The sequence below is a fragment of the Hymenobacter jejuensis genome, assembly GCF_006337165.1.
GTDB classification, from domain to species: domain Bacteria; phylum Bacteroidota; class Bacteroidia; order Cytophagales; family Hymenobacteraceae; genus Hymenobacter; species Hymenobacter jejuensis.
In genome coordinates this window covers 3,128,290-3,148,352 of the sequence record NZ_CP040896.1, presented here as the reverse complement: position 1 = coordinate 3,148,352, position 20,063 = coordinate 3,128,290, and the positions used below count along the sequence as shown (strand labels likewise).

Sequence of the window (20,063 nt, the reverse complement as noted above, 5' to 3'; positions counted from 1 at the left end):
GAATGATACAAATTTTTGGCAAAAACACCAGTTACTTCGCCTTGCGCACGAATATGTCGCCGCTAACCGTCTTGAGCGATACAGCGCTTCCGCCCCCGTTGATGTTGCCCGTGATGGTTTGGCCGCCTATCCGGTGCAGATCGCCTTTGTTGGGCGCCAGGTCGAAGTCGGTGTAGATCTCGCCCGATACCGAGCGCAGGCTCAGGTTGGCTTTGGTGTTGGCCGGCATCGTCACGTCAAGATCCCCGCTGACTACCGAGATCGAGCTAGGCTGCGATTGCATCGTGGAGTAGCGCACGGTAATGTCGCCGCTCACGCTGTTGGCCACCACGGGGCCGCTCACATTCATCAGCTTGGCATTGTCGCCGGTCATGGCTATTTCTAGGCTACCATCGAGGTTCTGCACCGTCAGGTCGCCGCCGTTCCAACCGTTTTGCTTAAACACCAAATTCGACTGGCGTGGCACCCGAATAACGTAATCCGCATCGTTGCGCGAGGCTTTGGCAATGTGCAGGGTGTTATCGGTTTTGGTCACCGCGAGGCCCAGCTTGGTGTTGTCAATGGCCGTGTTATACACCGGCCGCAGCCCGTCGGCGCGCTTGTTGGGCTCTTCGTAGGCGTTGTCGCCCTTGCTGCTGATGACTACTTCGTCGCCGTTGTAGCCTTCCACAGTCACGTCGCCGCCCTGCATGTCAATCACGATTTTGCGGTCTTTGCCGCTGAGCTTGGTCTTGTATTCCTGCGCTTGCAAGGAAGTGCTGGCTGCCAGAAACGCGAGCGCAGCCAGAATGAGGGACTTTTTCATATGAGGGAGAGGTTATTTTTTGAGCAAAAGGCGGTCGGCGCCAGAACCGCGGCTTCTGGCTAGTGCAAACCTTGTTATTTATATGTGTTTGATTATCAGATCAATATCCCAATACCTGCTTCGGCTTGCTTGCGCACTACGGGCAGGGCATCGCGGCGCTTGGCCAGCCGTTCGAGTTGCGGCACTGCCCGCCGCTCATTCAGCTCCACCAGTATTTCGATGAGCGTGATTTGCACGTTCGGATCAGTTTGGATAGGCAACGACTGGACGAAGGCCTCGCCGACCCGCGGGTCGGCACGCAGGCGAAACAGCGCCTCGCAGGCAGCCAAGCGCACATTGGGGTTGGGGTCGAAGTTGAGCGTGTTGATGAGCACCTGCACCGCCGGCGAGCCCGGCTCGACTTTGCCCGGCGACTGGCTCACCAACCGGATCCGGTCGCTGGCCGACACGGCGGGCGTCGGCACAATCTTCAGAGCCTGCGCCAGCTGCTCCGACTTATCAGCCGGGGCCTCGGAAGCGGCTAACTGCGCGCCGTTCTTAGCCGGCCCGAGCAGCAAGCCCAGCAGCACACCGGCCGCCACCAGCGCGATGCTGGCCGCAATGCGCATCCACGCAACCGGTGCGTCGAAAGTCAGCCAGCGCTGCTTCCCTTCGGCTTTTGGGGCTGGAGCCGCCGATTGCAACGTGGCTTCTTCTTCGGCCAGCATCGCCAGGAAATTGGTGCGCAACTTCGTGCTGGGCACTCCGGGCACCACGGCCTCAAATTCGGCCGTTAGGGCCCGAATTTCGGCCACTTCCTGCTGGCAGGCCGCGCATTGGGCCACGTGAGCGGCAATGCGCGCTGCCTCCTTTTCGGGCAGGTTGTGCTCGGCATAGTCGACCAACTGGTCGGCAACCTCAGCACAGGGATCTATAGGAAGGGACTGGTCCATAATGAGTTAAGCGAAATATATTTTGCGCAACGCCTGGAGTGCCCGGTGCGCTTTTACCTTGGCCGCGCCCGCCGAGCACCCGAGCATTTCTCCTATTTCTTCGTAATCGAAGCCCTGGTAGCGGTGCAGCACCAAGATTTCGCGCTGGGCGGGTGGCAACAGCGCCAGCGCCTCCTGCAAGCCTTGCTGCCGATCGACGGTAGCCATTTGAGCGTACGCCGCGTTGCCGAAAGCGCCGGTTCGCTCCACCACGTCAATGTCGGAGGTGCGCATCTGCTGTTGGCGCTGCCAGTGATCGGCGTGCACGTTGCGGGCCAGCTGGTAGATCCAGGCCCGAAACGGCTGCGGCGGCTGGTAGCTGTTGCGGTATTTCAGAATGCGGTAGAACACGTTTTGGGCGAGGTCTTCGCTGGTATCGCGGTCGTTGGTGAGGCGGTAGAGAAAGTTGAAAATCGGGCCGTGGTAGCGCTCGAAGAGCGGCGTCAGGCAGCGTAGCTCATCGCTGCGCACCTGGGCCATTAGAGTTTCGTCGCTTACGCTATGCACGGGTCAGAAGGGGCGTTTGGGTTGGTTTTGCTGGGAGTACCGCCAATTTCACCATTGGTTACAACGACTTCTAAATATTTTTTCGACGCTGCCCAACCCAGCTATAAAGCGCAAAAAGCCAGGCTACCTAATTAGCCTGGCTTTTTGCAGCGGTTAAAAACAAACCCGTTTAAAATTGACTTATTTTAAACATAATTATTTGGTTATCAATATTTTACAAAACTAAAACTTACGCTGTGCCCGCTCCAGCGTCACGCGGGCCCGGTGGCAAATGCCGCCCAGCGGCGGGTTGAATTTCGATACGCTCACTCTCACCGAGTGCACGTGCGGAAACTCTTTAAAAATGCGGTCGATGACGCGGTGGCCGAGGTGCTCGAGCAAGCGCGCTTTGGCCTGCATTTCTTCGGCCACTACTTTATAAAGCACTTCGTAGTTCACGGTGGCTTGCAGCTTATCGGAAGCACCGGCGGCGTGCAGATCGGTTTCGATGTAGAGATCGACGCCGTACTTATTGCCGATTTTCTGCTCTTCGTCGTAGTAGCCGTGGAAGGCAAAAAACTCCATTCCCTCCAGCGCAATCTGGCCGATTTCCATAGTGTATCAAAGGTTCTGCAAAACAAAACCGGCTGTCCTTCTAAGGCACGAAGGACAGCCGGTTGGTTTCTGGTAAGTACAATTAGATCTCGTCGAAGAACGACTTTTCGGTAGCCACAGCGGCCGCAAAACCAGGGCTCGGTGCGGGCGGGGCTATTTCGGGTTGACCGGGGCCAATGGGCTGAATATCAGGCGCCGTGGGCTCGATGCTGGGCCCCGTCGGGTCAGGAATGCGCGAAGGCTCGGGCTGGTAAATGCGGGAAGGATCGGATTTGCCGGGGTTTTCGTCGGGTGAACTCGGCCGAATTTCGGGGCCGGGCACTTGCGAGGGTGCCCCCGGATTGGGCTCCTGCCCCGGCTGCGGATTGCGGCCCGGCTGCGGGCCGATGGGCCGGGCTTCGGGTTGGGCCACGCCGCCGTTAACAGCAGCGCCGGAAGCCCCGGCTACGGCTGCGGCCGAGGATGTGGAAGCAGAACCTACGTACATGGCGGAATCAGTTTCGGGTGAAGAATCGGGTTTATTCACCTTTACGCTGGCCGCACGGGAAAGGATAGACGCAACCGAAGCTTTTGGTCGAGCTTTCGCTTTTTCTACTTTATCGAGGGTATCGGAAGCCAGACGCTGCAAATCGCGCACAAGGCCATCCATCTGATTTTCAAGGCGTTGGCATTCCTGCCCTAAGCCATTGACTTCGGCCTGCATTTCGGCAATGGTCTTTTCGGCCTGTTTGTAGGCATCTTCCACCACGGCGCGGGCCTTCTGGCGGGCATCCGAAAGCAGCTGCTCGGCCTTGAGTTGGGCTTCGCGGATGCGCAGCTCGGCTTCGCGCTGGGCCTGCTCGGTGATGCTGTTGCCGGTGTCTTCGGCGGTCTTGAGCGTGCGGTAGAGCGACGTTTCTACCTCGCGCATTTTTTGCACTTCGTGGGTAGCGTGGTCGAGCTTGAGGCGCAGTTCGCGGTTTTCGTCACCCATGCGCTCCCATTGTTGCGAGAGCGTAAACAGGAAGGCTTGTACTTCGTCTTTGTCGAGGCCGCGAAAGGCTTTTTCAAAGGTCTTCTGCCGGATATCGAGGGCGGTAATCTTCATAAGGCGGGGGGTGCGACCAGGAGCTCCCACACGGCAAGGCTGCGGTCGTCGCTACACGAAACTAGCCGATTCTGGCGTCCTGACCAAAATAACTTGTTGACGGAGGTACCGTGCCCGGCGTGCCGTGCCCGGTCGATCACGCGTAGCAGCCGGAACGTTTCGGCATCCCAAAGCTTAATGGACTTATCCATGCTACAGGTGGCAAAGTAGGTGCCATCGGGGCTGAAGGCGATGTGATTGATGGTGAACATGTGCGCCACAATATACTGATATTCAGCATATTGTCTTTCCACTTCCCATACTCGTAAGTGTGCGTCGCGGCCGGCTGTGAGCAGGTAGCGGCCATCGGGTGAGTAAGCGGCGGTGAAAACGGAGTTGGTGGCACCTTCCAAAGTGTGTTTCAGCGCCAAAGAATCGGCATCGAGGATGCGTACCAGCGTGTCGCTACCGCCCACGGCCAGCTCGTTGCGCTCTTCGTGCAACGCCAAGCAACGCAGGCTTTTATCCGACAGGCGCAGCAATTTCTCGACTTTGAAATCAGCGGCCCGCAGCACGGCCAGCGTGCCATCGCCGAGCGCCACGTACAGGCGCTGCCGAGCCTCGGAGTATGCCAGATCGAAGATGGCGACGGGCGGCAGCGGAGTGGCAAAAACCAGCTTCTTTTCGGCCAAGTCAATCGCCTGAATTCCCTGGTAATTATGCCCGATCAGCAGCAGATTCCGCGTGGGCAAATACTGCAGGGCGTACACCGAGTTTTCGACTTTGGCTACCAATTCCCCGTCGCGTTCGGGCTTGTCGATGTCCCATACGGCCACCATGCCGTCGGCGCCGGCCGAGTAAAATGCGGCCTTATCGGGGTCGCCGGCCAGGGTGTACACGCAGTCGCGGTGCCCGGTGAGCGCGGCTAGTTTTTGCACCTGCAAACGAAAAAGCGAAGGCATGCCGTAGGGTTAGGATTTGGGCCGAAATTACGGCAGTTTTGACGAGCAAGCCGTTTTGTGCTTTGCCCCGACTACAACCGGGCACGCTGCTTCTTGATTTATTTTTTGCCTCATGCCCTTTCACTCCGCCACGCCGCTTCCCAACCAAGCCGTATTAGGCCTCTGGCAGCTGACGGAGCCCTCAACCGAACTGGCGGCCCTTTTGCCCTACCCCGAGCGCTACGCCGAGTTGCAACCCGAAGGCCGCGACGAAACGCGGGCCACGCAATGGTGGGCCGGCCGGGCGCTGGCACACACGCTCTCGCAAGAACTTAATCTGCCCCCAGCGCTCCTGCGCAACGATGCCAACGGCCGCCCTCATTTCGACGGCCAGCCGGATTTTGCCGTGTCGCTGTCGCATTCGGGCGAGTGGGTGGCCGCAGTAGTAGCTCCGCGCGGGCGGGTTGGCACAGATATTGAATTAGTTAGAACCAAAGCGCAACAGTTGGCTCCCAGGTTTCTATCGGAAACCGAGCGAGCCGATGCTGGCGACGACGCAACGAAATACAGTCTCTATTGGAGTGCCAAAGAGACGCTTTATAAGCTGCACAGTCGCCGGGGCCTGGTGTTCAAAGAGCAAATTCGGCTCGACCCGTTTGGGCTGCGGGAGGCAGGTGTATTGACGGGGCACCTGCTCCTCGAAAACTTCCGCAGCCAACACCAGATCTACTACCAGCGCCTGACCGAACAATACGTGCTTACGTATTGCGTCGAAACCGACTCCTTTCCTCCTGCTTAATCCTGCTCTTCCATGTCCTTTCGCCGAATCTCAGTAGTGGCTGCCATTGCCTTGCTTTTTTGCACTGTTGCCATCGGCACGGCGCGGGCGCAGGGTAGCCGCACCGTAAGCGATTTCTCCCTGAAAAGCGTCACGAACGCCGAGGTGGCGCTGCGCAGCTACGCTTCCAAAAAAGCAGTGGTGGTGGTGTTTATCAACCAAAACTGCGCTTTCACCAAGCTTTATCAAGGCCGGCTAAATACGCTCGCCTCCGAATACGGCGGACAAGGCGTGCAGTTTTTGTTTATCGACACGCCTATCAACTTAGAATCCTCTAGTGAACCCACTGATTCAAAGGCGATTACGATAAAGACCTCGGGAGACAATCTGGGTTATTTCACCGACGAGGGCCAGAAAGTAAGCACGCTGTTGGGCGCCACCAAAACGCCCGAAGTGGTGCTGCTCCAGCCCGCCGGCGATGGGTTTGCCGTGCGCTACAAAGGCGCCATCGACGACAACGCGCAGGTAGAAAGCTATGTAAAAGAGCGTTATTTAGCTCAGGCGCTGGATAATGTGCTGGCAGGCCGCCCAGTAGGCGTCACCGACAAGCGTGCTGCCGGCTGCCTTATCAAACGAAATTAAAAACGCCGCACCGGGCAGTGGCCTTTCACCTCTCCACAACCCAGCTCCAGCAGCCAAGCGTCAATAGCCATACCCGTTCGCAAAAAAGCCAGCCCCGCGGGGCTGGCTTTTTTGTGCTGCTCTTGTTTCTGTTGATATGGCGTTTGCAGGACCCAATAGGCGATGCGAACCTTATTCTTCACCCGATTCCTCCGTGTCGGTAGTTGGGCCGGCTTCGTCCGTCAGAATAGCCAACAGCTTGCCGACCTCGATGGCTTTGCTGGGCTCTTGCATTTTCTCGAAGCTCAGCATCAGGTTGCGCAGGGCCCGACGCACAATGTCGAGGTGCGAACACGGCTCGAAAAAGATGTCGTTGGAGGTGAGGTTGAGCTGCGCTACGTAGTGTTCGATGTCGGTGCGCGATAGTACTAGGCCACGGTTGTAGCAGTTGATGTAAAAAGGCTCGACTTTCGGGATCGGCGACTGATACATCAGCACAAACAGGTTGGGCAAGTTCACGCCGTAAATCGGCAGGTTTAGGCGCTGCGCAACCAACAAATATATCACACAGAGTGTCAAGGGGTTACCACGCCGTGTTTCCAACACCAGATGGAGCATAGAATTGGCCGGCGAATGAAAGTTCTGCGTGTTGGCCGAGAACTTGTGCACCTTAAACATGACGTGGTTGAGCGCCTGCACTTGGTCGGCGGGGTGCATATCGGGGCGCAGCAGCGTCCAGGCCTCGAAGCGCAGCTGCTCGACGGCGCGGTTCAGGGCCTGCAAATCGGCGTCGGGATACTGAAAGGAGTTGAGCAGCCACATGCCTTCCAAGAGGTTTTCGCCGCCCGAATCGCGCCATACGCGCAGGCGCTGCTGGAGGCCTTCAAACTGCAAATGGTGAATCAGGTCTTCGAGGCGCTGTTGCTGCTGCGGATCGAGGCTTTCCTCCCACGACTCTTCCAGAAACGGTATAATACTTTCCCCCAGCGTCTGGATACGCTCATGAATCTGCGGCGCGATTTCCGGATCGTCGAGCAGTGAGATGAGGGCTTTGATTTCTTTGTTGGTCATGTAGTGGGTAAGCGGCTCCGCGCAGTGCGCAGCAAGCGGAAGGGGCAAATAAAAGCAACCGACGCGGGATCACCACCGTCGGTTGCCTTTATTTAACACGTGTGGCACGAGAGAATGTTCAATCGGAAGGGTTTGCCGACGAATCTGTTCAGCGGAACAAATTGGTCTTCGCCAGCTCCAGTACTTCGTCGCCCCGCCCGCTCATGATGGCTTTGAGCGTGTACAGGCTGAAGCCCAGCACTTGTTCTTTCTGGATGCTCGGCGGCATCGAAAGCTCGGTGCGCTTCACCACGGCATCCAACACCACGGGGCCGGGGTGGGCCAGCATTTCGGCCAAGGCGGCGGGCAAGTCGGCCGGATCGGTTACGCGAATGCCCCGCACGCCCGCGGCTTCGGCCAAGGCCGCGAAGTTGGGGTTGTCCAGCTCAGTACCGTACTGAATAATGCCGGACGCCTTCATTTCCAGCTCCACGAAGGCGAGGCTGCCGTTGTTGAAGATCACAATCTTGACGGGCACTTTCAGCTGGCGCAGTGTGAGCAGCTCGCCCATGAGCATGGCAAATCCGCCATCACCAGCTAACGCAATAACTTGGCGTCCGGGGGCAGCCAGCTGCGCGCCCAGCGCTTGCGGCATGGCGTTGGCCATGCTGCCGTGGTTGAACGAGCCGATCAGTCGCCGCTTGCCGTTCATGCGCAGGTAACGGGCCGTCCAGATGGTAGGCGTACCGACGTCGCAAGTGAAAATAGCGTCTTCGGCGGCTTGCTCGTTGAGCAGGCGGGCGACGTACTGCGGGTGCATGCTCGTATCGCCGGGTTCGCCGGTGGCTAACTCATCGAGGCTTTTGCGGGTTTCGCGGTAGTTTTCCAGCGCATTTTCGAGGTGAGCGCGGTCGGTTTTGGGCTGAAGCTGCGGCAGAAGCGCTCGTAGCGTTGCCGCGACATCGCCTACCAAACCCACTTCTACGCGGGTGCGGCGACCAATGTGCTCGGCGCGAATATCAACTTGTACTGCGCGGGTTTCCTGCGGCAAAAATTGCCGATACGGAAAATCGGTGCCCAGCATCAACATCGCGTCGCAGTCCATGAGGGCATCGTAGCCGGAAGTAAACCCCAGCAGCCCACTCATCCCGACGTCGTACGGATTATTGCCTTCAACAGACTCTTTGCCCCGCAACGCGTGCACAATGGGCGCCCCCAACGCCTCGGCTACTTGCAGCAGTTCCGCGTGGGCTGCGGCACAGCCGGCGCCGGCCATGATGGTTATTTTTTCGCAGCTATTGAGCAAGTCGGCGGCGGCTTGCACGTCCTCTGCCGCAGGGTACAGCGTAGCGCTGCGCCACGAGGGCAATTGCGGCTCCGGTGCTTCCGCCGACTGATGGCTGATATCACCCGGCACCACCAGCACCGCTACCCCACGCTTGCCCAAAGCCGTTCGAATGGCGATTTCGGTAGTACGCACGGCTTGGTCGGGGTGCCCAATCAGTTCGCAATAATCGCTGCACTCTTTAAAAGTCAGTTCGGGATGCGTTTCCTGAAAATACTGACTCCCAATTTCCACACTCGGAATCTGGGCGGCGATTGCCAGCACCGGCACCTTGCTCCGATGACAATCATATAACCCATTGAGCAAGTGGGTGTTACCAGGACCGCAACTACCGGCACAAACTGCCAGCGAACCCGTTACGTGCGCTTCGGCTCCGGCGGCAAACGCGCCGGCTTCCTCGTTGCGTACATGAATCCACTCAATGCCTTCCCGCGCCCGGATCACGTCGGTGATGCCGTTGAGGGAGTCGCCCACGACGCCGTACACGCGCTTCACGCCGGCAGCAATCAGGGTATCTACTATAATTTCGGATACGGTTTTCTTCGCCATCGTCTTCAGGTTGCTATCTGAAGCCTATACGGCGGAAAGCAAGGCGCAGGCGGTCAGGGTAGGCCGCCCGCGCCGTTATGCCAGCTCTTTCTGCATGCACACGCTGTTCTCCACGCCGATGTACTGGCCGTAGTTCGGAATCAGGGCATATCCGCTTTTCTGGTAGAGGCGAATGGCTTCGGGCTGTTTCTTACCGGTTTCTAGAACGCAACCGGCGTATTGTAGCTCCTTGGCCCACTGCTCCAACTCCGTCAGCACGGCTTGTGCTACTCCTTGCCCGCGTTGCGTAGGCTGCACAAACATCCGCTTAATCTCGACCAACTCTGGGCTAAACTCTTTGAAGGCGCCACAGGCCACAGGCTCGTCATTGCTGTACGCGACTACGACGTGGTTGAGCTTGTCGATCTTATTGAACTGGGCGTAGAAAGCGTGGTCAGCACCGTCGCGGATGCTTAAGTCTTGATCCAATAGCGCTACTAGCTGCCGGAAATGGGGGTTGTCGGAGGTGGTGCGGGTTAACTTTAACATGAGAGTTTATAGCTACTGTTGGTTTTGTCAACTGGACAGGATAAACAAAAAAGCAGCCCGCTACAACTAATGCAGACAGGCCAAAAATATTTACAGAACCGCTCTAACTATTTGATTTATAAATTGATACAACTGCGATTCACTTCGTGTTTTCACAAGAATATCTCCAAGTAAGAGTGTCCTTTTTACCGACGCGAAAGTTATTATCAAGTTTTATTTCAACTTCCCAAGTAGAGTCATCAACTGTTACCGGATAAGAAGCTTTGAGTTTAATGTGCCAAGTTGAGTCATTAAGCCTCTGGCCATGCAAAAAGCCCTCCTTTATCTGATAGTTACTTCTTGAATCATTTACTAAGCCGCCCATACTGCTTACTTCACTTGTCAACTTGCATTCTAGTAACTCATTATTTACATAGTGGAAAGCCTTACAACTATCTAAAATCTGGAAAAAGAGAATGTCCTGCCACTCATCGTCTATCCAGATATCTTCCATTTTTCCTGTCTTTTCATTGCGGTGCATAGGATTGTTGAACCGCGAAAAGAAGAATACTGAACTACCGTGGTTTTTTCGAATGCCAATCGTCTGTATATCTTCAAAAAAAGATCTAAAACGATAGCAACAAGGCATGTTATTATTGTTAGCAACTTTTCTAACCAACTGTGATTCAACATATACATATGTTTCTTCAGTAGCCGCTACTGAATCTACTTTATCCCAAATCCCATCCGGAGGTGGAGGCGGAGGTGGAACTGACGACTTGTTACTAGTCTTCTTAAGTGGAGATTCTGGTGTGGATGAACAAGCGCTTATCCAAACTAAAATCAGACCGAGTAATAAGTTTAATCTCATCACACCTGAATCACGCCCACATTATATGCCTTCTCAATGGGCGCATTGTTAGCAGCTTCAATGCCCATGGAAATAACCTTTCGCGTTTCCAGCGGGTCAATGATAGCGTCCACCCATAGGCGAGCGGCTGCATAATACGGCGACAATTGCTCCTCGTAACTCGCTTTGATCTTGTCGAGCAGTGCCTTTTCGGCTTCCGGCGGGATGACCTCGCCTTTCGCTTTGAGGCTGGCCACCTGAATCTGTAGCAGCGTGTTGGCGGCGGCGGCGCCACTCATGACGGCGAGTTGGGCGGTGGGCCACGCCACGATCAGGCGCGGGTCGTAGGCTTTGCCGCACATGGCGTAGTTGCCGGCGCCGTAGCTATTGCCGATGATCACCGAAAACTTCGGCACCACGGAGTTAGCCATGGCATTCACCATCTTGGCGCCGTCCTTGATGATGCCGCCCTGCTCGCTCTGCGAACCCACCATGAAGCCCGACACATCGTGCAAAAACACCAGCGGAATGCGCTTCTGGTTGCAGTTCATGATGAAACGAGCGGCCTTGTCGGCGGAGTCGGAGTAGATTACGCCGCCCATCTGCATGCCCGTTTTCTTCGATTTCACGATTTTGCGCTGGTTGGCGACAATGCCCACAGCCCAGCCATCAATGCGCGCCAGCCCGCAGATGAGCGTCTGACCATAAAGGTCTTTGTAGGGCTCAAACTCCGAGTTGTCGACGAGCCGGTTGATGATCTCCATCATATCATAAGGCTTGGCGCGGTCAGAAGGCAGCAAACCGTAGATTTCTTCGGGCGTTGAGGCAGGCAATGCAGGCGCGGCGCAGTTGAATCCGGCTTTCGGCCCTTCGCCCATCTTGTCGAAGATGTTACGAATATGGTCGAGGCACTCTTCGTCGTTCTGGAATTTGTAGTCCGTTACGCCCGAAATTTCGGAATGCGTAGAGGCTCCACCAAGTGTCTCATTATCAATGGTTTCCCCAATAGCCGATTTTACGAGGTACGAGCCCGCCAGAAAGACCGAGCCGGTTTGGTCCACAATCATCGCCTCGTCGGACATGATGGGCAAATACGCGCCACCGGCCACACACGGGCCCATGATGGCGGCCAGCTGCACGATGCCCATACTGCTCATCACGGCGTTGTTGCGGAAGATGCGGCCGAAGTGCTCTTTGTCCGGAAAAATCTCGTCCTGCATCGGCAAGTACACGCCCGCCGAATCGACTAAATAGATGATTGGCAGGCGGTTCTCGATGCTGATTTCCTGCGCCCGCAGGTTTTTCTTAGCCGTAATCGGAAACCAGGCCCCGGCTTTCACGGTAGCGTCGTTGGCCACGATAATGCACTGACGGCCTTTTACATAGCCCATCACTACCACCACACCACCGGATGGGCAGCCGCCGTGTTCTTTGTACATGCCTTCGCCGGCAAAAGCGCCGATCTCCAGCGTTTGCGTTCCTTTATCTATTAGGTAATCAATGCGTTCGCGCGCTGTGAGCTTGCCTTTGGCTTTGTGGGCTTCGATGCGCTTCTCCCCACCGCCCAAGGCTACTTTTTTGTAGCGTTGGCTAAGCTGGTAGGTGAGCTGTTTTAATTGGTCTTCGTTTTTGTTGAATTCGAGGTCCATGCGGGTGGGAAGGGTAATTTGAGAACAAAAAACTGGGTGGGGCAGGCACAAAAAAATCCGCCCGAAGGCGGATTTCAAAGGTACTTAAAATTGGTACACAGCTTATTTCTCGGGCTTGGCCGTACTGTCGACCTGAATCGTGACTTTCGGTGCGGCTTCTACCTTTTTGGTTTCGGTCTCGATTTCGCCGTTCGGTTTCTGCGTGGTTTCCTTCTTCGTCTTGTCCTTGCCACCGCCCCCGAACACCGAGAAGTGCACGTAACGCTTTGGGTTGGCCTTCAAATCGACCAATAACGCGTTGGAGCTGGAAGCAGTCGCGTTGAGATTGGTATAGAGCGAATCGTCGTTGATAAGCTTGCCGAGCGAGCCTTTGGGGCTAGTAAGGGTCTGGTTGAGCGATTTCATGGCCGACTGTGCCTCTCCCATAGTGGAGTTGAGCTTGCGCAAAGCCGGACCAACGGGCGCCGCTTTCAGCGAATCGCTAAGCTGGCTAAAGTTCACCGTGATGCGGTCGAGCTTGCGTGAGGTTACGGCCAAGGTATGGGTGAGCTCGGCCATGTTGGTCGTGATCTGGTTGATGTTGCGCTGGTTCATAAGCAACAGATTCTTAAGGGCTTCTGTAGAACCTTGCGCATTCTGCAACGTGGCTTGCAGACTTACTTTGGCATCCTTGTTCAGGAAACCATTAACCTTAATCAGAGTTGAATCGACCGTACCCAGCACCGGTAAAGCCCGCGCCTGAAACGCATCCGTGATGCTGGCTACTGTGTAGGACTTCAACTCTTGACCGCCGTCAAATACTTTAGAGTTTTTGCCCAGAAACAGCGTGATGGTCTTGCTGCCCAGCAACGAGCCCGACAAGCTGGCGACAGTTGAGTCGCCCACTACCACGTTTTTGTCCAATTCCACAGCCACGCGTACGCGGTTGCGCTCGGCAGGAAGCAATTCCATGTTTTTCACCTGCCCGACTTTGATGCCGTTCAAGATGACTGGGTTGCCGACAGTGAGTCCGTCCACGTTGTCGTACTTGGCGTAGTACGTATGGTTGGAAGATAGTATGTTGCTGCCTTTCAGAAAGTTAAATCCGATAAATAAGGCAGCGATTGCCGCGATGCCCAGTAGGGCCACTTTGACTTCTTTCGACACGTTGGGTCAGCGAATGAGTGAGTAGAGTAGAATCAGATACGGGCCGAAATCAAGCTGAACCAGGGTTATTCCTCGTTCATGGCTTCGAGTTCACTTTTATAATCCCGGAAGGCCCGGTAGATACCTGATGCCATATACGACTGGCCGGACTTATCGTTGAGGTAACGCTCTTCGTTGCGGTTGGTTAAGAAGCCCGCTTCGATGAGAACGGAGGGCATCGTGGATTTCCAGAGGACCAGAAAACCGGCCTGTTTCACGCCGCGCGAGTGTCGGCCCACGTTGGTCCGGAACTGGCGCTCTACTTTTTGGGCGAAGCGCAGGCTGTTGGTTACGTGCGCGCTCTGATAGAGCGAAAACAGAATCTGGCTTTGGGGAGAATTGGGGTCGAAGCCGTTGTAGCGTTCTTTATAGTTGTCTTCCTGCAGAATAACTGCGTTTTCACGTTTGGCCACGGCCAGGTTGGCCTCCGTCTTGTGCAAGCCCATCGTCCAGACCTCCGTGCCATAGGCCGCCGAAGGCCCAGCGTTGCAGTGCACACTAATAAACAGGTCGGCGTTGTGGCGATTGGCAATGCCCGAGCGGTCAGCCAGTTCCACAAACACATCGGTTTTGCGGGTATACACCACGCGCACATCAGGCATATTCTCTTCGATCAGGTGGCCCAGTTCGAGAATAATTTTGAGCGACACGTTGGCTTCGCGGGCGCTTACGCCGGCGCACCCACGGTCCTTCCCGCCGTGCCCGGCATCAAGCACAACGGTACGCAAATGAAATTTGGTAGGGGGCAGAACCGGAGCGCCCGGCGCCACAGCCACCGACGGACCGGAAATAAATAACAGGCCCGCCACACAAAGAGTGACAATATTCCGCACGGAGTTCGTTAGTTGGGGCAGCGACCCGCTACCTTTGCAAACCGCCACAAAATAAACGAATAAAACTACGTGGCCCTGCCCGCGCTGTCAAGCTTTGCTATTTTTCGTCTTTTCGCCGGTCCGTTGCGCCTCCCGCTCCTGACGTTGCTATTGCTTTGGCTTACAGCCGGCAACGCCGTCATGGGCCAGCAACAGCCCAAGGCCAAGACCATTCCCACGCCGCGGCTGAACGTGGATGGGCACCCCGCGTTGCCTGCCAACCCCGATTCGTCGCGCACTTCCCGCTTGGCAGTTTTGTCCGATACGGCTCGCACCAACGACTCGCTGCAAATTTCAGCGCGCCGCAAGGGCGACATCGAAACTACGGTAAAATATGCCGCAAAGGACTCTATTCAGTTCGACGTGCAAAACCGCATTGCGAAGCTCTACAGCAAGTCGAACATCGACTACGGCGATATCTCCTTAAAAGCAGCCCAGATTACGGTCGATTATAAAACCAACGTGCTCAGCGCCGAAGGAGCCCCGGACTCAACGGGCAAAATCCGCGATAAGCCGGTGTTTAAGAACGGCGGCGAAACCTTCGCTACCGGTCCGTTGCGCTACAACTTCAAAACCAAAAAAGGCAAGCTTCAGGACGCCGTAACGCAGCAGGGCGAAGGCTACGTGCACGCCGAAGTCGTGAAGAAAAACCAGCTAAACGAAATTTACGGCTTGCACGGTCGCTACACCACGTGTAACCTGGAACATCCGCACTTCTACATCAACATGAGTCGGATGAAGGTGATTCCCAAGAAGTTGGTGGCCAGTGGGCCTTTCAATTTGGTGATTGGTGATATTCCGTTGCCGCTGGGTTTTCTGTTTGGCTACTTCCCCACCCCGGGTAAAAACCGCTCTTCCGGCCTGATCATCCCAACTTTTGGCCAGACTTCTGACCGCGGCTTCTTCTTGCGCAACGGTGGCTACTACTGGGCTGCTAATGAATACATTGGCGTACGCCTGACCGGCGACATCTACTCCGGCAACGCTGAGTCGTTTGGGGGTTTTGCCCTGACTGGGGAGGTGCAGTACATCAAGCGCTACACCTACAACGGCCGGTTCAACCTGAGTTACAGTCAACGCCCTGCCAACCAGATTTTAGCCACTAACACTGAGAATACTAATCCGGCTTATCGGAAGCCGGTGAACCCCAAAACGTTCTGGCTTACCTGGAGCCACTCCCCCACTCCCCGTCCCGGAGGCGGACGCTTCTCGGCCAGCGTGCAAGCCGGTAGCTCAGATTTTAATATCCAGAACAACGCCAACCTCAAGACCTACCTGACGCCCGCGTTTAGCTCCACGGTCAGCTACCAGAAGCAGCTGCGCAACCTGCCCATCAACTATTCGGTGCAGGCTAGCCAGAGCCAGAACACGTCTACGGGCACCATGGACTTTACCCTGCCCGACGTGACGGTGGGCGTGGCCCGGCAATACCTCTACGAGCTGGTAGGGTTGAAAGCGAATCCGCTTTACGATCAGCTCGCGGTTTCGTACACACTTACGGCCCAGAACCGGCTCTCAAACTCCTTGCCCGCCCGGGTGCTGGACGGGGGCGCCATTCCGGTAATCGGCGGCTCACGCGAAGCCACTCGCATCCCGGTGAAGCTCAACAACTTAGCCCCGCTGTTGCGCAACTCGCAAACCGGCATTCAGCATCAGTTTCAGATTTCGATTGGCAGCTACACGTTCCTGAAGCATTTCAACCTGCAACCATCCATCAACTATGGGGAAACGTGGTACTTCAAACGACTGGATTACAAGTATGTGCCCACAGCCAACGCAATCCAGATTGACACTATCCGGGGCTTCAACCGCGTGTACAGCTACTCGGGCGGCCTGAACCTGGGCACCAATATTTACGGCATTATGCAGGTGAAAGGCAAAAAGATCGAAGCCATCCGGCACAAGATCACGCCGAGCGTGAGCTACCAGTTTGCCCCTAACTTCTTGAAGAACAAGAACTTCTATACCCAGGAGTTTAATCTTGGCAACATCCGCGACGCCAACGGCAACTTGTACAATCAACTCGACATTGCCAGCGGTCGAATCCTGAACCCGCGTAGCTTCTCTTTCTACAACAACTTCCCGTACGGCGCGCCTAGTGGCACGAAGGTTAGTCAGGTGAGCTTTAGCCTGCAAAATCAGGTAGAAATGAAGGTGCGTACCAAAAATGATACGACTGGTACCACGCCTTTTGAGAAGCGAAGCCTTATCGACGGACTCGACTTTAGTACGGGTTATAACTTTGCAGCTGACTCGCTCAACCTGCAACCCTTGTCGGCCAACTTCCGCACCCAGATAGCTCGTAAGCTTAACGTGTTGCTCAACGCAACCTTCGACTTCTACCAGCGTGACTCTACGGGCCGCGTGATCAACAAGTACCTGTTCGATCAGTCGAAACGCCGGCTGGCGCGGCTGGCCAACGCCAACTTTTCGCTCAGCTACCAGTTCAATTCGGCGCAGGGCGGCAAGAAAAGCAGCGTTCCGCGGGCAGTGGCACCCACCAACGATCCGGCCTTGGGCAATCCCAATCCTGTCAATCCTTACGAGGACTACATAGACTTTGAACTCCCCTGGGAGCTAAGCGCTTCTTTTGCAGCAAGTTACACCGATCCCGGCCCTAAGGTATCGCGGGTAGGGCAGTTGCGGCCCACGCCTTTTAGTTCGGCCTCGCTCAACCTGAGCGGCTCGGTAAAGCTTACGGAGCGCCTGCGCCTAGGCTACAGCAGCGGCTACGACTTCAAGAATAGCCAAGTAACGATCACGTCCTTAGACTTTTACCAGGATCTCCATTGCTGGCAGATCAGCGGCAACTGGCGGCCGTTTGGCTATACCCAGGGCTATAACATTACCATCGCGGCCAAGTCGTCGTTGCTGCAAGACCTGAAGCTGAACCGCAACCGCTCTTTCCTGAATCGCTAGGCTGGCGGGCGTTTTTCACTTCTGGAAAGGGCACGTTGGGAGGTACCGCCGGGACGTTTTGCCAGAAAATTGCCAGCTTTGGCCTCCGTTTTAATTTTTAGAACGCTCTGCCTTTTCTCCTCCCCAGAATTATAAGCTCCTCAACATTATGTCGCAGCACAAAGAAGTCAAGCTCGTGACCACCCACCAGCTGCTCGCCATGAAGCAGCGCGGCGAAAAAATCTCGATGCTCACGGCCTACGACTTCTCGATGGCTTCTATTCTCGACGGCGCCGGCATCGACGTGCTGCTGGTCGGCGATTCGGCTTCCAACGTGATGGCCGGCCACGAAACTACGCTGCCCATCACGCTCGACCAGATGATTTACCACGCCCAATCGGTGGTGCGTGCCGTAAAGCGGGCGTTTGTGGTAGTCGATATGCCGTTTGGCTCTTATCAGGGTAATTCTTCTGAAGCCCTGCGCTCGGCCATCCGTATCATGAAGGAATCGGGTGGGCACGGCATCAAGCTCGAAGGCGGCGCCGAAATTAAGGAGTCCATTACCCGCATCCTCACGGCGGGCATTCCGGTGATGGGCCACCTGGGCCTGACGCCCCAGAGCATTTACAAATTCGGCACGTACACCGTGCGGGCCAAAGAAGAGGCCGAAGCGCAAAAGCTGCTGGAAGACGCGCAACTGTTGCAGGAACTGGGTTGCTTTGCGATTGTACTGGAAAAGATTCCGTCGGCATTGGCCAAACAAGTAGCTGAACAGCTGACGATTCCCGTAATTGGCATCGGAGCCGGCCCGGATGTGGATGGCCAAGTGCTGGTGGTACACGACATGCTGGGCATCACGAAGGAATTTAAGCCACGTTTCCTGCGTCGTTACGCCGAACTGCACGAAACCATGAGCGAAGCTGTTCGCAGCTACATCAAGGATGTAAAAGACCGCGACTTCCCCAGCAGAGAAGAAGCTTATTAGTATATAAACAATTGATTATCAATTATTTGATAATCAATTGGGATTTTAGTTTTACTGCGTGAATCGTCCAAATCTGTGGTCAGATCAGAAAGAGATTCTGTTCGAAGACAATCACTTACTCATCATCAACAAGCCAGCCGGCTTGCTCGTGCAGGGCGATTCGACGGGCGATGAGCCCCTTTCGACCAAAGCGGCCGAGTATCTGCGTTTCAAGTACAAGAAGCCCGGCGCGGCGTTCGTGGGCGTTGTCCACCGCATCGATCGACCGGTAAGCGGTATTGTGGTGCTGGCCAAAACCAGCAAAGCCTTGAGCCGGCTCAACGAGATGTTCCGCGACAACAAGGTGCACAAAACCTACTGGGCCTTGGTGGGGAAGCGGCCCGAGCCGGAAAGCGGCCAACTGGTGCACTGGTTGGTGAAAGACCCTATCCGCAACGTCACGAAAGCTTACCCAAAGCTGCACCCACAAGGCTTACGTTCCGAGTTGAGCTATGAACTTTTAGGGCAAGCTGGCAACCGCCAACTCCTTCAGGTAAACCCTATTACGGGTCGTCCCCACCAGATTCGGGTGCAGCTCGCCACTGGGCTAGGTACGCCCATTGTGGGCGATGTGAAATATGGTTTTCTGGCTCCCCTCCCGGATGTAAGCATCGCCTTGCATGCCCGGCGGTTAGAATTGGAACATCCCGTTACGAAAGAGAAGCTCTGCATTGAAGCTCCGGTGCCTGAAGTAGCACACTGGGAAGCTGCCAAAGCGTTTTATGCGCAATAGTGTATATCGCTAAGCCTCAACTTTATACTACCAAAAGCCTCCTTATCTGGAGGCTTTTCGTTTAAGGACAATCCTGAGTGAACAGTTCAGTCAGAATAGCCATCAAGGGTAAGCTGAATAAGATTTTGGCCTTTTCTGGCCATTTATTGACGCCCCGCGAGTCTGGCCGTAGGTTTGTAAAAGTAATCTGAACTAAAGCTGCTCCATTACGCTTCTGCGGGCAGCTGCATGCGGCTTCCCGACATCGCTTCCAACCTTTTTTTGGTATATGGCCATTCTCGTTTTCTTCATTGCCCACTATTACCTGTCGCTGTTCACCCAGACGTTTTACCTGCATCGTTATGCAGCCCATAGGATGTTCACCATGAACAAGTTCTGGGAGAAGTTTTTCTTCCTGTTCACGTACATCTGTCAGGGTTCCTCCTTTCTTTCGCCACGGGCCTATGCGTTGCTGCACCGCATGCACCACGCCTATTCCGACACCGAGATGGACCCGCACTCGCCGCACTTCTCGTCGAATGCTTTTTCGATGATGTGGAAAACCAAGAATATCTACAACGATGTTCTGAACCATAATTACGCTGCAGCAGAGCGTTTTGAAGGCGATTATCCGGTGTGGAATGCGGTAGAGAGTTTCGGCGACAAGTGGTATTCGCGCATTGGCTGGGGCACGGCTTATGTGCTGTTTTACATCAACTTCGCTACCGCCTGGTGGCAATACTTGCTCCTCCCAATTCATTTTCTGATGGGGCCTCTGCACGGTGCTATCGTCAATTGGGGCGGTCATAAATACGGCTATCAGAACTTCGACAACCACGACAAATCGAAGAATACACTGGCCCTGGATTTCCTGGCTTTCGGCGAATTATTTCAAAACAACCACCACAAATTGCCCATGCGCGTCAATTTTGGCGTGAAATGGTGGGAGTTTGACCCTACCTATGTGTTCATCTGGAGCTTGGATAAAGTAGGTGTCATCAAAATCAAGCGAAAGCAGAAAGCCGCAGCCCGCATGGCGGCGTAAGTGCCTCGATACGATAAAAAAAGGCTGTCCCATCCTGGGGCAGCCTTTTTTGTTGCTTGACTAGTCGGACTAATTATTAGGTGTATACATCTGT

General features: G+C 55.3%; 19 protein-coding genes. 6 read left to right on the top strand and 13 right to left on the bottom strand.

Features of this window, described 5'->3' with window-relative positions; translation table 11 throughout:
* Positions 1 to 31: 31 nt before the first annotated feature.
* From FHG12_RS13130 to FHG12_RS13105, 6 genes are all read right to left on the bottom strand, one after another.
* A complete protein-coding gene (locus tag FHG12_RS13130) occupies positions 32 to 805 on the bottom strand; it encodes a DUF4097 family beta strand repeat-containing protein (protein WP_139516162.1) in 774 nt (257 codons plus the stop codon).
* A gap of 95 nt (positions 806 to 900) precedes the next feature.
* Positions 901 to 1,737: a HEAT repeat domain-containing protein gene (locus FHG12_RS13125; RefSeq protein ID WP_139516161.1), complete on the bottom strand. Its 837-nt coding sequence runs from the start codon at positions 1,735 to 1,737 to the stop codon at positions 901 to 903.
* A gap of 6 nt (positions 1,738 to 1,743) precedes the next feature.
* The gene (locus FHG12_RS13120; protein ID WP_139516160.1) at positions 1,744 to 2,283 is read right to left on the bottom strand and encodes an RNA polymerase sigma factor; all 540 of its coding nucleotides are present in this window, start codon (positions 2,281 to 2,283) and stop codon (positions 1,744 to 1,746) included.
* Between the two features lie 222 nt (positions 2,284 to 2,505).
* Complete coding sequence (folB, locus tag FHG12_RS13115; protein WP_139517802.1) at positions 2,506 to 2,871, bottom strand: dihydroneopterin aldolase; 366 nt, start codon at positions 2,869 to 2,871, stop codon at positions 2,506 to 2,508.
* 88 nt (positions 2,872 to 2,959) lie between these two features.
* A complete protein-coding gene (locus FHG12_RS13110; RefSeq protein ID WP_139516159.1) occupies positions 2,960 to 3,964 on the bottom strand; it encodes a DivIVA domain-containing protein in 1,005 nt (334 codons plus the stop codon).
* Positions 3,961 to 4,905, bottom strand: a complete 945-nt coding sequence (locus tag FHG12_RS13105) for a WD40 repeat domain-containing protein (protein ID WP_139516158.1) — start codon at positions 4,903 to 4,905, stop codon at positions 3,961 to 3,963. Before FHG12_RS13105 ends, FHG12_RS13110 begins: the two co-directional genes overlap by 4 nt.
* Before the next feature lie 112 nt (positions 4,906 to 5,017).
* On the opposite strand from FHG12_RS13105, the gene FHG12_RS13100 reads away from it, so the two are divergent.
* Positions 5,018 to 5,683: a 4'-phosphopantetheinyl transferase superfamily protein gene (locus FHG12_RS13100; RefSeq protein ID WP_139516157.1), complete on the top strand. Its 666-nt coding sequence runs from the start codon at positions 5,018 to 5,020 to the stop codon at positions 5,681 to 5,683.
* A gap of 12 nt (positions 5,684 to 5,695) precedes the next feature.
* Positions 5,696 to 6,304 (top strand): redoxin domain-containing protein, encoded by a 609-nt coding sequence (locus FHG12_RS13095; protein ID WP_139516156.1) that lies wholly within the window; start codon positions 5,696 to 5,698, stop codon positions 6,302 to 6,304.
* A gap of 171 nt (positions 6,305 to 6,475) precedes the next feature.
* Here the strand turns inward: FHG12_RS13095 and FHG12_RS13090 are convergent, their stop codons facing one another.
* The 7 genes from FHG12_RS13090 to FHG12_RS13060 form a co-directional block, all read right to left on the bottom strand.
* Complete coding sequence (locus FHG12_RS13090; RefSeq protein WP_139517801.1) at positions 6,476 to 7,354, bottom strand: transglutaminase-like domain-containing protein; 879 nt, start codon at positions 7,352 to 7,354, stop codon at positions 6,476 to 6,478.
* 148 nt (positions 7,355 to 7,502) lie between these two features.
* On the bottom strand, positions 7,503 to 9,227 hold the full coding sequence (gene poxB / locus FHG12_RS13085; protein ID WP_139516155.1) for a ubiquinone-dependent pyruvate dehydrogenase: 1,725 nt from the start codon (positions 9,225 to 9,227) through the stop codon (positions 7,503 to 7,505).
* 75 nt (positions 9,228 to 9,302) lie between these two features.
* On the bottom strand, positions 9,303 to 9,755 hold the full coding sequence (locus FHG12_RS13080; protein ID WP_139516154.1) for a GNAT family N-acetyltransferase: 453 nt from the start codon (positions 9,753 to 9,755) through the stop codon (positions 9,303 to 9,305).
* A 139-nt stretch (positions 9,756 to 9,894) separates the two neighbouring features.
* A complete protein-coding gene (locus FHG12_RS13075) occupies positions 9,895 to 10,605 on the bottom strand; it encodes a hypothetical protein (RefSeq protein ID WP_139516153.1) in 711 nt (236 codons plus the stop codon).
* Positions 10,605 to 12,233 carry an acyl-CoA carboxylase subunit beta gene (locus FHG12_RS13070; protein ID WP_139516152.1) on the bottom strand — a complete coding sequence of 543 codons (1,629 nt, stop codon included), beginning with the start codon at positions 12,231 to 12,233 and terminating at the stop codon, positions 10,605 to 10,607. The genes FHG12_RS13075 and FHG12_RS13070 overlap by 1 nt, the downstream gene beginning before the upstream one ends.
* A gap of 102 nt (positions 12,234 to 12,335) precedes the next feature.
* Complete coding sequence (locus tag FHG12_RS13065) at positions 12,336 to 13,379, bottom strand: MlaD family protein (RefSeq protein WP_139516151.1); 1,044 nt, start codon at positions 13,377 to 13,379, stop codon at positions 12,336 to 12,338.
* A 65-nt stretch (positions 13,380 to 13,444) separates the two neighbouring features.
* Positions 13,445 to 14,194 (bottom strand): N-acetylmuramoyl-L-alanine amidase family protein, encoded by a 750-nt coding sequence (locus FHG12_RS13060; protein ID WP_230471373.1) that lies wholly within the window; start codon positions 14,192 to 14,194, stop codon positions 13,445 to 13,447.
* 180 nt (positions 14,195 to 14,374) lie between these two features.
* Here FHG12_RS13060 and FHG12_RS13055 point away from each other — a divergent pair, with 180 nt between their 5' ends.
* The 4 genes from FHG12_RS13055 to FHG12_RS13040 all read left to right on the top strand — a co-directional run bounded on the left by FHG12_RS13055 (position 14,375) and on the right by FHG12_RS13040 (position 19,969).
* The gene (locus FHG12_RS13055; protein WP_139516149.1) at positions 14,375 to 17,209 is read left to right on the top strand and encodes a putative LPS assembly protein LptD; all 2,835 of its coding nucleotides are present in this window, start codon (positions 14,375 to 14,377) and stop codon (positions 17,207 to 17,209) included.
* A gap of 148 nt (positions 17,210 to 17,357) precedes the next feature.
* Complete coding sequence (gene panB / locus FHG12_RS13050; protein ID WP_139516148.1) at positions 17,358 to 18,173, top strand: 3-methyl-2-oxobutanoate hydroxymethyltransferase; 816 nt, start codon at positions 17,358 to 17,360, stop codon at positions 18,171 to 18,173.
* A 58-nt stretch (positions 18,174 to 18,231) separates the two neighbouring features.
* Positions 18,232 to 18,945, top strand: coding sequence for an RluA family pseudouridine synthase (locus tag FHG12_RS13045; protein ID WP_139516147.1), 714 nt, complete (start codon positions 18,232 to 18,234; stop codon positions 18,943 to 18,945).
* A gap of 268 nt (positions 18,946 to 19,213) precedes the next feature.
* On the top strand, positions 19,214 to 19,969 hold the full coding sequence (locus tag FHG12_RS13040) for an acyl-CoA desaturase (protein ID WP_139516146.1): 756 nt from the start codon (positions 19,214 to 19,216) through the stop codon (positions 19,967 to 19,969).
* The last annotated feature ends 94 nt before the right edge of the window (positions 19,970 to 20,063 follow it).

What these genes read in the sequence shown, in the direction of transcription:
- FHG12_RS13130 (WP_139516162.1), bottom strand. Translation starts at nt 805, where the DNA reads ATGAAAAAGTCCCTCATTCTGGCTGCGCTCGCGTTTCTGGCAGCCAGC.
- FHG12_RS13125 (WP_139516161.1), bottom strand. Translation starts at nt 1,737, where the DNA reads ATGGACCAGTCCCTTCCTATAGATCCCTGTGCTGAGGTTGCCGACCAG.
- FHG12_RS13110 (WP_139516159.1), bottom strand. Translation starts at nt 3,964, where the DNA reads ATGAAGATTACCGCCCTCGATATCCGGCAGAAGACCTTTGAAAAAGCC.
- FHG12_RS13105 (WP_139516158.1), bottom strand. Translation starts at nt 4,905, where the DNA reads ATGCCTTCGCTTTTTCGTTTGCAGGTGCAAAAACTAGCCGCGCTCACC.
- FHG12_RS13100 (WP_139516157.1), top strand. Translation starts at nt 5,018, where the DNA reads ATGCCCTTTCACTCCGCCACGCCGCTTCCCAACCAAGCCGTATTAGGC.
- FHG12_RS13095 (WP_139516156.1), top strand. Translation starts at nt 5,696, where the DNA reads ATGTCCTTTCGCCGAATCTCAGTAGTGGCTGCCATTGCCTTGCTTTTT.
- FHG12_RS13090 (WP_139517801.1), bottom strand. Translation starts at nt 7,354, where the DNA reads ATGACCAACAAAGAAATCAAAGCCCTCATCTCACTGCTCGACGATCCG.
- poxB (WP_139516155.1), bottom strand. Translation starts at nt 9,227, where the DNA reads ATGGCGAAGAAAACCGTATCCGAAATTATAGTAGATACCCTGATTGCT.
- FHG12_RS13080 (WP_139516154.1), bottom strand. Translation starts at nt 9,755, where the DNA reads ATGTTAAAGTTAACCCGCACCACCTCCGACAACCCCCATTTCCGGCAG.
- FHG12_RS13075 (WP_139516153.1), bottom strand. Translation starts at nt 10,605, where the DNA reads ATGAGATTAAACTTATTACTCGGTCTGATTTTAGTTTGGATAAGCGCT.
- FHG12_RS13070 (WP_139516152.1), bottom strand. Translation starts at nt 12,233, where the DNA reads ATGGACCTCGAATTCAACAAAAACGAAGACCAATTAAAACAGCTCACC.
- panB (WP_139516148.1), top strand. Translation starts at nt 17,358, where the DNA reads ATGTCGCAGCACAAAGAAGTCAAGCTCGTGACCACCCACCAGCTGCTC.
- FHG12_RS13040 (WP_139516146.1), top strand. Translation starts at nt 19,214, where the DNA reads ATGGCCATTCTCGTTTTCTTCATTGCCCACTATTACCTGTCGCTGTTC.